Source organism: Tenacibaculum amylolyticum (assembly GCF_964511145.1).
Lineage (GTDB): Bacteria > Bacteroidota > Bacteroidia > Flavobacteriales > Flavobacteriaceae > Polaribacter > Polaribacter amylolyticum.
This window is the reverse complement of sequence record NZ_CAZEFZ010000003.1, coordinates 63,778-78,712: the sequence shown is the minus strand read 5'-3', so window position 1 is coordinate 78,712 and position 14,935 is coordinate 63,778. Positions and strand designations below refer to the sequence as shown.

At 31.1% G+C, this 14,935-nt stretch carries 14 protein-coding genes; 3 read left to right on the top strand and 11 right to left on the bottom strand.

Annotated elements, in window-relative coordinates; all coding sequences use genetic code 11:
* Nucleotides 1-52: 52 nt before the first annotated feature.
* The 5 genes from ACKTTC_RS01085 to ACKTTC_RS01065 all read right to left on the bottom strand — a co-directional run bounded on the left by ACKTTC_RS01085 (nt 53) and on the right by ACKTTC_RS01065 (nt 7,174).
* A complete protein-coding gene (locus ACKTTC_RS01085; RefSeq protein ID WP_408037471.1) occupies nt 53-2,638 on the bottom strand; it encodes a DUF6923 family protein in 2,586 nt (861 codons plus the stop codon).
* A 191-nt stretch (nt 2,639-2,829) separates the two neighbouring features.
* Complete coding sequence (locus ACKTTC_RS01080) at nt 2,830-3,951, bottom strand: efflux RND transporter periplasmic adaptor subunit (RefSeq protein WP_408037469.1); 1,122 nt, start codon at nt 3,949-3,951, stop codon at nt 2,830-2,832.
* Between the two features lie 31 nt (nt 3,952-3,982).
* Nucleotides 3,983-5,224: an ABC transporter permease gene (locus ACKTTC_RS01075; protein WP_408037468.1), complete on the bottom strand. Its 1,242-nt coding sequence runs from the start codon at nt 5,222-5,224 to the stop codon at nt 3,983-3,985.
* A 2-nt stretch (nt 5,225-5,226) separates the two neighbouring features.
* Nucleotides 5,227-6,456 (bottom strand): ABC transporter permease, encoded by a 1,230-nt coding sequence (locus ACKTTC_RS01070; RefSeq protein ID WP_408037467.1) that lies wholly within the window; start codon nt 6,454-6,456, stop codon nt 5,227-5,229.
* Nucleotides 6,457-6,466: 10 nt separating this feature from the next.
* Nucleotides 6,467-7,174, bottom strand: coding sequence for an ABC transporter ATP-binding protein (locus ACKTTC_RS01065; protein ID WP_408037466.1), 708 nt, complete (start codon nt 7,172-7,174; stop codon nt 6,467-6,469).
* 140 nt (nt 7,175-7,314) lie between these two features.
* Between ACKTTC_RS01065 and ACKTTC_RS01060 the strand changes: the two genes are divergently transcribed.
* From ACKTTC_RS01060 to ACKTTC_RS01050, 3 genes are read left to right on the top strand one after another with little or no spacing between them, the layout of a single operon-like run.
* On the top strand, nt 7,315-7,731 hold the full coding sequence (locus tag ACKTTC_RS01060) for a thiol-disulfide oxidoreductase DCC family protein (protein ID WP_408037465.1): 417 nt from the start codon (nt 7,315-7,317) through the stop codon (nt 7,729-7,731).
* 8 nt (nt 7,732-7,739) lie between these two features.
* Nucleotides 7,740-8,390, top strand: coding sequence for an HAD family hydrolase (locus ACKTTC_RS01055; protein WP_408037464.1), 651 nt, complete (start codon nt 7,740-7,742; stop codon nt 8,388-8,390).
* A gap of 14 nt (nt 8,391-8,404) precedes the next feature.
* Nucleotides 8,405-9,085, top strand: a complete 681-nt coding sequence (locus ACKTTC_RS01050; protein ID WP_408037462.1) for an SMI1/KNR4 family protein — start codon at nt 8,405-8,407, stop codon at nt 9,083-9,085.
* Nucleotides 9,086-9,162: 77 nt separating this feature from the next.
* Here the strand turns inward: ACKTTC_RS01050 and ACKTTC_RS01045 are convergent, their stop codons facing one another.
* The 6 genes from ACKTTC_RS01045 to ACKTTC_RS01020 all read right to left on the bottom strand — a co-directional run bounded on the left by ACKTTC_RS01045 (nt 9,163) and on the right by ACKTTC_RS01020 (nt 14,861).
* Nucleotides 9,163-10,323: a flavohemoglobin expression-modulating QEGLA motif protein gene (locus ACKTTC_RS01045; RefSeq protein WP_408037461.1), complete on the bottom strand. Its 1,161-nt coding sequence runs from the start codon at nt 10,321-10,323 to the stop codon at nt 9,163-9,165.
* Between the two features lie 33 nt (nt 10,324-10,356).
* A complete protein-coding gene (locus ACKTTC_RS01040) occupies nt 10,357-11,199 on the bottom strand; it encodes an N-formylglutamate amidohydrolase (protein ID WP_408037460.1) in 843 nt (280 codons plus the stop codon).
* Nucleotides 11,199-11,525 (bottom strand): hypothetical protein, encoded by a 327-nt coding sequence (locus ACKTTC_RS01035; protein ID WP_408037459.1) that lies wholly within the window; start codon nt 11,523-11,525, stop codon nt 11,199-11,201. The genes ACKTTC_RS01040 and ACKTTC_RS01035 overlap by 1 nt, the downstream gene beginning before the upstream one ends.
* A complete protein-coding gene (locus ACKTTC_RS01030; protein WP_408037457.1) occupies nt 11,526-12,365 on the bottom strand; it encodes a sulfurtransferase in 840 nt (279 codons plus the stop codon).
* A 24-nt stretch (nt 12,366-12,389) separates the two neighbouring features.
* Nucleotides 12,390-13,421, bottom strand: a complete 1,032-nt coding sequence (gene gshB, locus ACKTTC_RS01025; protein WP_408037455.1) for a glutathione synthase — start codon at nt 13,419-13,421, stop codon at nt 12,390-12,392.
* A 114-nt stretch (nt 13,422-13,535) separates the two neighbouring features.
* The gene (locus ACKTTC_RS01020) at nt 13,536-14,861 is read right to left on the bottom strand and encodes a dicarboxylate/amino acid:cation symporter (protein WP_408037453.1); all 1,326 of its coding nucleotides are present in this window, start codon (nt 14,859-14,861) and stop codon (nt 13,536-13,538) included.
* Nucleotides 14,862-14,935 lie beyond the last annotated feature (74 nt).

Sequence of the window (14,935 nt, the reverse complement as noted above, 5' to 3'; positions counted from 1 at the left end):
TCAAAAAAACTACTAAAAAGCATTAAAAATTCTAATTTTTTAAATGGAAAAATTATTTTAATAATAGCTTCCCTTTCCACTTTCTATCTGGTGCACTAATTTTATAGAAATACAATCCTGAAGCTAGGTTATTTCTTTCAAAATTAATCGTATTCCTTCCAGTTTTAGCTGTAAAAGCTTCTTCATAAACTTGCTTTCCAAGAATATTGAAAACTTCAAATGTCAGTTCACGTTGTTGCGTATAGTTAAAAGAAAATGTTGTGCTATTCTCCATAGGGTTTGGTCCAACCGACATTTTTGTCAAAACATCATCTGGTGTACCTGCTGTATTTCCTTCAGAGAACCTAATATTATTCACTTCTACTGTTTTTTCTACAGCTACAGAACCTCCTTCAGAAACTAGTGTAAAGAATATCATTTTAACATCATTTAAAATAATTTCATCTACTCCAGCTGTGCTTTGTAAATCGTTATAATATATGATATGCTCTCTTTCATTAGGAGAAAGATCTATTGTTATAGAAGGTTGATCCTCCCAATTAGCAATACTCTCTTTTACTAAGATAACTTTTAACTTTCCTGTACCTTTTGCATTGAAACGCATAATATCGTAATTTGAAAGGTCGACTTTTTCGAATTTTGGAGTTAACGATCTGTAAATAGACACATCTTGATCTGCTTCGAATGTTGCCGCAAAATTTCTTTCTACGCCATATTCTTCATCGCTAAATGTTATTGTATTTTGAGAAACTTCAAAACGCTGCGTAAAAGGTTCAGAACTATAATCTACTCCCCAAGTTCCATCTGATAAGAATAAATCATCTGGAGTAAGGTCATATTCATTTTTTAACCTGAAACCAAAATCATATAAGTTTTGAGTATCTAATGTTACATGGTTTACATAACCTGATAATGGAATTGAAAATTGTACACTTTCACTATCACTTGTTTCTGTCATTCGTTTCTTTCCTTCGATTTCGGCCACCGTTTCTCCAATGGTACTTACAATATCTAACTCTATCTTTCCTCTGCTATAATTTCCTTTTTTAATAAAAATAGGTGGTGCATCAGAAGATTTATATTCTGTGATATTTTTTTGAATATTTATCAATCGTAACGTTTCTTCTGCAAGTCTATATAAATCATCTATAGAGCTTGCCCAAATTTGGAAATTATAATATCCTTTTTGAGTGTACTTATCTAAGTTCCAATGTGACTCTACTACATATGATTGCTCATCATCTGATTTTCTAACTGAAAAACTTGCCACATATTCAATACCACCATCTGGTCTTTTTTCAATTGATTTAATGAATAATTCTTCATTTATTTCCATATTAGAAACAGAAAGCAATTCAGATCCTGTAAAACGATCACAAATCTGTTTTGCATGTTCATATACTGAATTCTCTGTTTTTAATACCAATAATGTTCCAGCTCCTTCATTATTATCAGTTATATAATCTACCGCAACTACTTCTGTTGCATTTGTAATATCTACTAAATCACTTGGGGTGCTTTCTATAGCTCTAGTTCCTTCTAAAATATCCATTGGTATGAAATCCCATAAAGAAACTGTATTGCTAGTTTTTCTTCCATATGAACCCGACTTATATATTCGTTTTGCTGTTGCACGATCGAACTTATCATTTGTCTTAATTCTATTTAAATTTCTTTGATTGATTTTTTCTGAAAGTCTATTATTACTTTCTAAACCTCCATTTCTACCTGTAGTAGTTGGTGTAATAGTAGGACAAGCTGCAACACCAGAACATGCTGGATCATCACAATCTACTAAACCATCTCCATCATCATCTACACCATTTGTACAATCTTCTTGAGGTACAGGAGCTGTTGGACACCTTGCTCCGTCATTTTGCGAGCTTGAAGGTCCAAATGCGAACAAGTTAGAAACCATATCTAAGCTACTGGTTACATTTTGTACAGCATATACAACATACACCGTTCCTGTTTGGTTTGCTGATATATAAAAATTTCCATCTACATCAAAATACACAGCACCATATGTATAATTTAAACCAGAAAGTATAGGAACCTCACCAAGAGTTGTTACATTTCCTGTAGCTGGATCAATTTTATACAGAATATTACTTCCTTTTTCTACTGTATACAACATATCATCTGCCGCATTAAATGCCCAATCGTGATTTCCAATTCCTTGAGAAAGTGTTCCTGTTCCTATTTTTGTTAGGTAATCTTCAGATTCAGGATCTAAATCTATTTTATAAAATGAATTACTTCCTGATTTAAGGTAATAAATTCCGTCCATATTGATATCTCCAACATAACTATATGTTGCACCAGGAACCGTATATACAGTTACCTCATAATTATTACCAACTCGAACTATGGTATTATTTGCTGAAGTTTTTAAAGAGCCCCAGATGTAACCATCTTTGTCATTATATCCTACACCGTTAATTACTTCTGATGTTAGGTTAATTCCATCTAAAACAGCATTTCCAGATGCTAGATTTTGTGCATACACATCGTTATGTTGAAATAGATATGCTTCTGTTACACAATTAAAAGGACTTTGAGATTGTACTGTTATACTTAAAAACAATGTTGCAATGAAGAATGCAACATAAGTAACACTTAGGTATTTTTTTTTCATAATGATAGTTTATCGGGGGTTAACTTAATTATTTCCAGCAATTTATATTTTTATCTCAAAAGATCTACAGGAAAAATACTGTATTCGATGAAACTATCGATGAACTACATTTTAACATCGGTGAATGTTTAATAAACAAAAAAAGGAGTCTATAATAGACTCCTTTTATACTGTTTAGCTATGATAAACTACTAGTTATCATCTTCTTTTTTCTTTTTATCTTTAGATGCTTTGTTCCATATTTTAATTTCTGCACCTGGTTCAACACCTGAAATTACTTCAATGTTTACTCCATCAGAAGTTCCAAGTTCTAGCTCTTTCTTCTCAAAACTATCTTCCCCTGTTTTTACTTCAACATATGGTTTTTCAGTTTTCTTGTCGAAACGTAATAAAGCTTCTTTAATAGCTAATACACTATCTTTCTTCTCTAATACAATATCCGCATTGGCAGAATAACCTGCTCTAATGAAATAATTATCATCTAAAGTTACGTCTGCTTTAATTGTAAATTGTACTGCTCCACCTTCTTCAGTTCCTTTAGGTGCAATAAAATTCAATTTTGCAGGGAATTTTTTATTTTCGATAGCTCCTAAAGAAACTTCTAAGTCTGTTCCTTTGATTAACTTACCTACTTCAGATTCATCTACCTTCCCTTCAAAAATCATTTTATTCATATCTGCAATAGTTGCAATAGTAGTACCCGCATTAAAGTTATTCGCTTGAATTACTTGATATCCTTTCTTTACAGGAATCGCTACAATCATACCAGAAGAAGTAGCTCTAATATTTGTGTTTGCTGCACTTCCTAAACCTGCAGTTGTACCTCTTTTAATGATATCCATATTAGACCTTGCATTAGAAAGACGTTGCTTGGCATTGTTAAATGACAATTCTGAATTTTCAAATGCTTGTCTTGCAATTACTCCTTTCTCGAATAATCTTTTATTACGATCGAATTGTGTTTTTGCATTCTCATAAGCTATTTGTGCATTCTTAATTTCGTTATTAGCTGAGTTTAATGCTTCTACATTAGGTACCACTCGCACAGTAGCAATCAGATCTCCAGTTTTTACAACTTGACCTTCTTCTACAACTACTTTATCTACAATACCTGCAATTTGTGGCTTAATTTCCACTTCTTCTAAAGGTATTACTTTACCTGTAGCTACAGTTTTCTTTACAATTGTCGTTTTAAAAGGCGTTTCTGTTTCGTATTGTACAACGCTTTTCTTGTTCTTTTTCGCGAACCATATTAATACTGCAGCAAACAATACTGCTACTAATATTAAAATAATTTTTGCTCTTTTGCTCATTGTATTTATTTATATAAGTCTGATTACTAATTTATTCTTCTCTTAATGCTTCAATAGGTTTTACCAATGTTGCTACATAAGCTGGTATCATTCCTATTAAGGTTCCTAATATTACTAATATTAAAAATGCTAATAATATGATAGGAATATTTACAGTTGGATTTAATAGTGTTGGATCTGGCCCACTACCTAGAGCTGCATCCATTAAGTATAGTACTGCTCCTCCAAATATAATTCCTAACATTCCTGCTATTGTGGTAAGGAAAATAGATTCTAATACTACTTGTAAACGAATTTCTATAGGAGTTGCTCCTAAAGCTCTACGAATTCCTATTTCTTTAGTTCTTTCTTTTACTGTAATTAATAAAATATTTCCAATAGCAAATACCCCTGCAATTAATGTAGCAATACCCACAAACCAAGTTAAAAACTGCATTCCTGTTAAGAACCCTGTTATTTTTCCTATTTGCACTGCCAAATTTGCACTACCAAAAGCTCTATTATCTTCAGGATCTACTTTATGCAAATTTTTCAGCGTAAGTTTCATGTCCAATTCTAACTGCTCGATGTCTATACCTTCTTTTCCTGTAACCATCATCCAGCTAATTCTGTTTCCTCTGTTATAGACTTGTTGAAATGTAGAAAAAGGAATATAAGCTGTTTCTCCATCTATATCAATATTACCAGATTTATAAACCCCTACAACTTTGTAATTTATATTATTCAATATTAAATAACTACCAATAGGGTATTCATCTTTATCAAATAATTGCTTATACATTTCCTCTTCTATAACCATAACTTTACTTTTATTCAAAATATCGTTATCGTTTATAAAACGTCCATAAATAAGATCTTTCTTCTGAACTTTATCTAATACAGGAAAATCTCCACTTACATTAAAATCTCCTGACTTGAACCCATTTATAATAGTACCATTAGTTTGGCTTCGTGGAGCTAGATATTTGATATCCTTAAATTCTCTTTTTAAAACATCTATATCTTTGGTAGTTAAGCGTATTGTTCTTCCTTTCTGAAACCCTTTAAAAGGCTTTTCTGTTCTTTGCCCCCACATAAATACACTATTGGTAGCAAAATCTCCAAAAAGGTTTTTAAAGTTATTTTCCATTCCTCTAGCAGCTCCTAAAAGCACTACTAATAGAAATATTCCCCACAGAACACCAATAATAGTAATTATGGTACGTGTTTTATTTTTACGAATTCCTCCGTAAATTTCTTGCCATGTATCTGAATCGAATAAAAATCTAAACATAATTAGTCTGCTCTTAAGGCTACAATTGGTTTTATTTGTGCTGCTTTTTTAGCTGGTAAATATCCTGCAATTAATCCTGCTAATATTAAAACGATAGTTGCTCCTACTACAATTCCTGTATTTACTCCAGGATTTTTAATAAAATACTCTTCTAAACCATCGCCTATTTGATCTAAAATATAAGTTCCTAGTAATAATCCTAAGTATCCTGCAATCGCTGTAATTAATAACGATTCTTTTACTACCATTGCAATAATTGATGATGGTTTTGCTCCTAGTGCTTTTCTAATTCCGAACTCTTTTGTTCTTTCTTTAATAGAAAAGATCATAATATTACTAATTCCAATAATTCCAGCAATTAAAGTACCTGAACCAACAAAAATTACAATAAAATACAAGGCAACCATAAATTGATTTACTCCTTTATTTGCTTCTGCCATATTTCGTACAGATAGTGCACTTTGATCATCTGGATGAATATCTAACTTCTCTCGTAAATCTCTTTCTAGTCTATTTCCAAATGCAATAGCTTGGTCTAAGTTTAAATTCGGATTATATCCAATATTAATCTGACTAATATGATCGTTATTTCCATATAATCTTTGTGCAGTTGTTACTGGCATATAGGTTAAACGTTCTTCATTGTCTCCCCCATCATCAGAAAACACTCCGATTACTTTATAAGAAATTCCATTCACATTTACTTGTTTCCCTACAGCTGGTCGCTCTCCAAATAAATCTTTCTTAACTAAACGTCCAATTACAATTACTTTAGAAGCTTGTTGTAAATCCAACTCGTTAATATATCTTCCCTCATCCATAATCGTTTTTTCTAAAAATTGATGATCTGGATGTACTGCTCTTAAATTATAATTGTCTTGTTTATTTTTATAACTGATGTTTACGTTTTTATATATTCTAGCAGTTAAATACTGAATTTTATTTTCGTACTCATCACCTACATAATTAAAATCTTTATTTTTCAGTTGTATTCTTCTTCCCGTTTGTAATCCTTTATATGGTTTCGATGTTTTCCATACGCGAACAAACATAGAATTTGCAGCATCGTCTACAAAAGCATCTGTAAACGTATTCTTTAAACCACTAACAATACCAAATAGTAATGTAAAAAGTAAAATTGCAAATGCTACTGTAAATCCAGAAAGAATTGCTCTTAGTTTATTTTTACTAATACTCTGAAAAATTTCTCGCCAAGAATCTAAATCAAACATAGTGCTTCTTTTAGTAGGTTAATTCAGCTTTAGCTTTTCCCGTTTTAGTAAGTTCATCGCTTATAATTACTCCATCTTTAAGCCTTACAATTCTATTTGTTTGCTCTGCTACATCTTCTTCGTGCGTAATTACAAATACTGTCATTCCTTCATCATTAATTCCTTTCAATAAATCCATTACAGAATCTGTAGTTTTAGAATCTAAAGCTCCTGTAGGTTCATCTGCTAAAATTACTTTTGGTTTAGTAGCCAACGCTCTGGCAATTGCCACACGTTGTTTTTGTCCACCCGACAACTCATTTGGTAAATGATTGGCCCAAGGTCCTAATTCTACTTTTTCTAAATATTCCATAGCTGTTTTTAAACGCTCTTTTCTTCCTATACCTTTATAATATAACGGTAATGCAACATTTTCTAAAGCTGTTTTATATGATATTAGGTTGAATGACTGGAATACAAATCCTAAAAATTTATTTCTTAAAACGGCTGCTTTCTTTTCATTTAAGTTTTCAATAAGCTGTCCGTTTAAATAATATTTCCCTTCATCATGCGTATCTAGCAACCCAACAATATTTAATAATGTAGACTTTCCTGAACCAGAAGATCCCATAATGGAAACAAATTCTCCTTCTTTAATATGTAGGTTCAATCCTTTTAAAACGTGAAGTGAATCTTTTCCTATTGGGTATGATTTGTGTAAATCTTCTATTCGAATCATGCTAGTTAGTTAATTATTAGACTAAAATAAGTATATTGTTATTATAATTTTAACATACTTACACACACTAGACGCTAGTTTATGGATTATGTTACAAAAAGTTATTGTAATTTTGAAGAAATTATTTCGATAATATAATTATGAATACTATTTCTGGGGGGAAAAAGCTTATTCTGTTTGATGGTGTATGCAACTTATGTAATGAAACCATTATTAAAATTATAAAGTTCGATAAAAAAAATATGTTTCTGTTTGCTTCATTGCAATCTGAATTTGGAAAAAAAATTCTAAATGATCTTGCAATTGATGTAACTCAAATTGATTCTATCGTACTTTATGAACCTAAGGTTGCTTATTACATAAAATCTGATGCAGCATTAAATATTATGAATAGCTTGGGTGGATTTTGGAAATTAACTTATATTTTTTGGGTTTTCCCAACTCCGATTAGAAATCTTGTATACGATTTTATTGCGAAAAACAGGTATCGTTGGTTCGGTAAAAAAGCGCAATGCATGATACCAACGCCTGAGTTGAAGTCTAAATTTTTAAGTTAAGAAAGCCTATGGTACAAAATCTTGAGTGTGTAATTTTTGATATGGATGGTGTTATCATCGATTCAGAAGAATTACACAAAAAAGCCTACTACGAAGTGTTTGAAGCATTAGGACTTAGTGTTTCTGACGAATTGTATACATCTTTTACAGGTTCGTCTACTTTAAACGCTTTTCAGAAGTTGGTAGCACATTTTAGCTTAAACACCCCTCCCGAAACACTTGTATTAGATAAACGAAAACGCTATGTTGATTTTTTTGAAAATGACCCCAATTTAAAATTGATTGATGGTGTAGAAAATATTATTCAATATTTTTACAATAAAGGATACACTTTAGTACTTGCTTCGTCTTCGGCTATGGTAAATATTAATCGTGTTTTCGATCGTTTTAATTTACATCAGTACTTTACAGCAAAAATTAGTGGTGCAGATTTAAAAGCCTCTAAACCACATCCAGAAATTTTTGAAAAGGCTGCTTCACTTGGAGAAAGTGAGCGTAATAAATGTATTGTTATTGAAGATTCTGACAACGGCATACAAGCCGCTAATGATGCTGGTATTTTTGTTATAGGATATAAAAATCCTTTAGTTACGAATCAAACACTTAAAAATGCTGACATGGTTATATCGAAGTATGAAGAATTAATTGAAATTTTATAATGAAAAAGCAAAATTTGAAAACAATTACTCTCTCAGTATTGGCTATTTTCTTTACTGGAGTTATCTATTTAGATGTAAAAAATGAAATTACATCAAGAGCTATTAAAAATAGAATCATACGTAAAAAGCGTATGGTAGAAAAAGCTAAACATGACATTAAGGATATTAAATCGATGTACGGTGAAGAACAAACTGTTATGGATTTAATTATTGCTTTAACAGATGATCATTCGTTACACAAAAACATTGGTCCAAAGCTTTTAAAATCTGATATAGAAAATATTGAAGGTAATTTACAAGTTACATTTCCAAGTTCTTATAAATTATTCTTACAGTATTTTGGAGATGGAGGAGAGCATATTTATGGCACTCCAATTCATAGTAGTAAAAAACTTGTTTTACTTTCTGACCACCAAAAAGATTTAGGCTCTACTGTTCAATTCGAAAATGGAACTACTGTTCCTACAAAGGATTTATTATGTTTAGTTACTAATGATAAAAATGGCGGTGCTTGGTGCTGGTTAATGAATGAAAATACAGATACAGGAGAATGGCCTTTGGTATATTTTAATTCTAAAGAACAGAAATTACAATATAAAGTGGATAATTTTACAGAATGGCTTAAGATTTTAGTAGCTCATAAAACTGTGGAAGTTACACAAGAAACCAAAGCTAATTATCCTACAATAGGTTGATCTTATTTTCTATTGAAATTAGACAACGCTAACTTTTTCACATACTTCCCCCCCTTTCCCCTAAAGCAATATCTAATTTATTTTAGATTGTCTAGAATAAAATTAAGTGTTGTATCTGTATTACTATTTTCAGCATAAGAATCTGTTATAAACTCTGGTCTTACAGCTAAATTATTTGCTATTAAATATTCTATTTCATCTGCAAACTCTAGTGTTACTTTTCCTGTTAACAACACATTCAAATCCTTATTATTTTTATAATAATTATAGATTTTCTTCAGCCCTGTTAAATACAAATAGTCTTTTGTAAATCCACCTCCTCTATAAGCTCGTACTGTTATATAAAAAGCATCTTCCCTATTTAAATCGAAAGTATTGTGTAATGATCTAAAGGTTTTAGAAAAAGAATATCCTTTAGCCAATCCATTTACAGCCAAAACTCTATATGCCAATTCTTTTAATCTTTTTAATGTTAAATTGCCTGACATATATTCGCTAAAAACAGCCAATCCTTCTTGTGTTTCTACATTATTAGGAAATCCATGAGAAAATATTTTTAACGGATGTTTTAATCCATTCATAGTTGTAACCATATGTACTCCTATTTCATGGTTTGTTAGAATTCCCATTTCATTTTCTGAATACGTATAATGATCATTTAATACTAACGATTGCGTACTATTTAATACCATAGCAATAGCACTCATAGTAGTAGAGTGTTTGATATTAAAATCGAAAGCATATTTTTTACCGTATTCTTTAAAAATTTCAGCAGCTTGAGTAGGAGAATATTTTGGTTGAAAAACTGATGATTTTTCATCTTTATCTTCAAAGTGTAAAATAAATTTTGCGTTTTCTACATCTTCTTCTGTTGGAGATCCAAAAGAACGCAAGCTATTATAATAGAACTTTTTTCCTTCTCCAATTGTTTCTATACACTGAATTAATCCAGAATAGAAGTAAATAATCTCTTCGTATAAGTTTCGAATTCTCTCGTCTTGGATTTCCTCTAAAGGCAATGCAAAAAACTCGCTATGTAATTTAAACTTATCGAAATCTCTTTCTGGATATACAAAAACAGGGTCTGTTAAATATTTAGAAGCGAAGAATTTTTGTTTTTCTTCTTCTATATTAGTAGGATTCACATATCGAAGTAATTCTATTTTCTTTACTAGTGTATCGATACGATTATCTATATCTAATAGTTTTTGTGTACGTACTGAAGAGTCAATCATCATAATGCTTACTTATGCTTGCAAATTTATGATTTTCTATGAAAATGATCTATTCAAATGTCGTTGATAATACGCTGTTGCATGCATTTTCAAATGCTCTTTTAAATACACTTCAACTGCACTTACGACTTCTGGAAAAACAACACCTGTTAACTCATCGCAATATACTTTTGCTATTTCTGTAGCTAACACTAATGTATTTTCAAAGTTTTCTGTAATAAACTTTAAGAAGTAGCCATTTCCTTGAAAAGTATCGTTAATTTTTGAGGTAGATTGAATACCATTTGGTAATGACATTTTTTCTAAAATCGTTCTCCATAACTCTATATCTTCTTGGAATCGTTTTTGGTCTACATTTTTCGTTCCTATATTCCAAGTTGGTACTTCTCTATCCCAGCGTTTCCAATTGTAGCTATGCATATCGTATACAATACACATTGTAAACTTTCCTTCGATTTTGGCTACTAAAGCTCTAACAACTTTATAAAAATTTTCATGCTTTTGTAGGCTCTTTTTTTTCATTTCCTCTGAAAGAGGTGTTTTCCACAAAGGTTTCCCCCAAGCATCTGTGTAAACTGCTGTTTCTGGTTCTCGATTTAAATCGTATTCGAATCGAGAATCTAATCCTGCAATTATAATAGGATACGATTGTACCATTTGTTTAGTTGCAGGATCTTCTTCGTACCATCTTTCATACGCTGTATGTGTACAGTTTTCCCACAATTCTTTTCTAAATTGATGTCCATCATGTACCGCTGCACAGATATAAGGAAGGTAGTTTTCTATTTTTATGGTAAAAGAATAGTCCTCACTTACTGCTTCAAAAGTTTCTTCAGCAGTAATCTTTTGAATAATTTCTTCGTTAGATAATTTCAACATTATTTTAATATTTTTTGAAGTACTGCAAAGATTTTTTTCTCCATTTTATCTACAGTTCCGTCAGCAAAAAACACTTCTTTTATATCGTTTATTAATGTTCTTTTTTCTTCTGCTGAATACTTATTTAAAAATAAATATTCTTTTATTCTAGCAATAGAATCTTCATCTTTTTCAAAAACGATTAAATTATGAATTCTATTGAATGTTTCTTCATCTACTTTAGAAAGAATATACTCTCTTTCTTCTTCTGTTTCTATTAAATTACATTGCGCTGCATATAATAATACATACGCTTCAAATTCTTTTTTACTCCAGTCTAAACTCATTTATTTCTCTATCGGTAAATCTTTAATACTTGCCCATTCTGTCCACGATCCGTCGTACACTGCGTAATTTGTTTTTCCCGTAATTTCTAACGCTAATGCTAAAATACACGCAGTGATTCCAGAGCCACAAGTAAAAATATAATCTTTATGTTCTGAATTAACTTTGTTAAATAACTCGATTAACTCTTCTTTTGGTTTCATTTTTCCATCTTGTTGTACAACTGTAAAAGGCAAATTTTTAGAATTCGGTATGTGCCCTCCTTCTAAATCTTTTCGAGGTTCAGGTTCTTTTGCTGTAAAACGACCTTCTGAACGTGCATCTACAGCACAAAACTGTTGTGAATCTATATTGATACGTACTTCGTGAAAGTTTGTAAATTTTGAAGGAATAAAAGTTGCTTTAAAGCTTCCTTTCTTTAATTTCTTTTCTACAGGGAATTCTGTAACATACCCTTCTTTTTCCCAAGCAGGAAATCCTCCATTTAAAACTGCTATATTTTGAAAACCAAAAGTTTTAAAAAGCCACCAAACTCTAGCAGCCGAATAAATTCCTAAATCGTCGTATACTACAATACAACTATCTTCGTTAATTCCTAATTCTTGTACTTTTTCTTCAAAATATGCTTCCTCTGGAATTGTATTAGGATATTGTCCTTCTTTATTTAAAAAGACTCCTTTTAAATCAAAAAAGATACTATTAGGAATTTGCTTCTTTTCTGTTTTATGTACTTCAGTAGCTGTAACTTTTTTAATGGTTCCATCTAATACAATTAAATTCTCTGCATTTATATTTTTGTATAACCACTCTACAGAAACTACGGGAGATGTTATTTGCAACATTTCTTTAATACTTCTAATGATAAACTACGCTTCGTTAACCATACGTTTTAAATCTGTCATTCGTTTGAACGCAGCATTTTTCTCTAAAATCTTACTTTCTAAAAAGTCAATTACTTTTTCTTGTAGTTTTACTTTAGACACTTTATTGATGTATGTAATCCCTCCTGGACTCATTACATTTACCTCAACTAGTTTTCCATTAATTACATCGATCCCTACAAAATACAATCCGTCTTTTACTAGTTTTGGTCCAATCTTTTTACATAAAAGTTTCTCTGCTGCTGTTAATTTATGTTTTTCAACACTTCCTCCTGCTGTTATATTAGAACGATGATCTTTTTCTCCTGGAATTCTTTTCATCGCTCCAATTGGTAGTCCATTCAACATTAAAATACGAACATCACCTTTTTCAGCCCCCTCTATATATTCTTGAAGAATCACATAATCTGATGAACCATCACTTTTACTAATATAGAAATCTAATAAGGAATTGATATTCCCCATTGCTGATTTTTCTATTAAAATAACTCCAGAACCTCCGTAACCATTTAAAGGTTTTAAAATCATTTTATCTGAACTTGATTCTTCAATCGTCTGGATTAAATAATCTTTATTCTTAGAAACGTGTGTAACAGGAATAATCTCATTGTCTGGGTCTTCAAAAACGGCTGTGTATAATTTATTATTTGCTTCACGCATTCCTTCCACAGAATTAATAATAAATACATCATCTTTTACAGAGTCTAAAAAGTTTAGCATTAAAGGATCTAATGGCGGGTTTGCTCTCATAAAAATAGCATCGAACCCTGCTAATGGTAGCATTTCTTCTCTTGTAGTTGCTTTCTTATAATAGCTTTTATAAGATGAAGGAACTTTTTCCATTCTATTTAAAATCGTACAAAAAGCATTCGTAACACTATTACGAATTGTTAAATTTGATGGGGTACAAATGGCAACTCCATGCCCTCTTTTAGCGCATTCATGAATTAACGTTAATGTTGAATCCTTCTCTGGCTCAATCTCTTCCCATGGGTACATTAGAAAACAAATGTTCATTTGTAGAATAGTTAATTTTTTAGTACTTCAATTATATAAAAAAAGTATCAAATGATTACACATTTGATACTTATAAAAATAATCTTTTTTAAAATATATAAGAAGTAGTTCTAATTACTTTACTTCTTCATAATGATCGTCCCAGTTTTTTGGTTTCGGATCTCCTAATTTTCCTACGGATTTTGCTACCAAAGTAGATACTGTTGCGTCTCCTGTTACATTAATTACAGTTCTACACATATCTAACGGTCTGTCTACAGCAAAAATTAATGCCAATCCGATTGCTAATTTATCTGAAGGGAAACCTACAGCTTCTAATACAATTACTAACATTACCATTCCTGCTCCTGGTACAGCTGCTGATCCAATAGAAGCTAATAATGCTGTTAAAATAATCGTTAATTGATCTCCAAAAGTTAAATCGAAACTTAGTGCTTGTGCAATAAATACAGCTGCCACTGCTTGGTATAAACTTGTTCCATCCATATTAATTGTAGCTCCTACAGGTAATACAAAACTCGATACCTCTTTATCTACACCAACATGTTCTTCTACACGTTCCATAGTAACCGGCAATGTTGCAGCACTTGAACTCGTTGAAAAAGCTAATAATTGTGCTGGACTAATTTGCTGTAAGAACCAAAGTGGATTTTTCTTTACAAATACACTTACTAAAATCATGTAGAAAACTACCATTAACAATAACCCAAACACAACAGTAAGCCCGTATTTTAATAAGGCTAGTAATAAATCTGGATCGTTAGAAGACACCACTACATTCGCTAATAATGCAAATACTGCATACGGAGCAAACAGCATGATTAAATCTACCATTTTTAATACCACTTCATTTAGCGAATCGAAAAAGTTCTTTAATGGTTCTGATTTCTTCTCTCCAATTAACAGCATTGCAATTCCAAAGAAAATTGTAAAGAAAATTACTTGTAACATTGCTTTATTGTTACTCATTGCTTTCATAGCATTATCTGGTACCATATCTACCAAAAACTGAAGCGGTCCACTTGACTTTTGTCTTGATGCTTCTGCAATCTTAGCTTGTACTCCTCCGCTATTTGCATAGGTTTCAGTTAATTTTGTAATTGTTTCTTCTGAAATTCCATCTCCGGGTTTTACAACATTTACTAATAATAAACCAATAGTAATTGCAATGACAGTAGTTCCTACATATATAGCAATTGTTCTTAATCCTATATTTTTAAATTTAGAAATATCTTTTAAATCAGAAATTCCTTTAATAAGGGAAGCTATGATTAATGGTACTGCAATTAATTTTAATAGTTTTACAAAGATTGTTCCGAAGGGTTTTATCCATCTTCCCACGAAACCAGCGCCTCCATCTATGGTGGTCATTACGATACCAAATATGATACCTAACACCATTCCTATTAAAATTTTCCAGTGTAATGCTAATTTCTTCATATTTTATTGAATGTTTGTTTTCTTTTATTGTGCTGATTAAACAGGAGTAAATATAGATAAATCTCTGCTAGTAA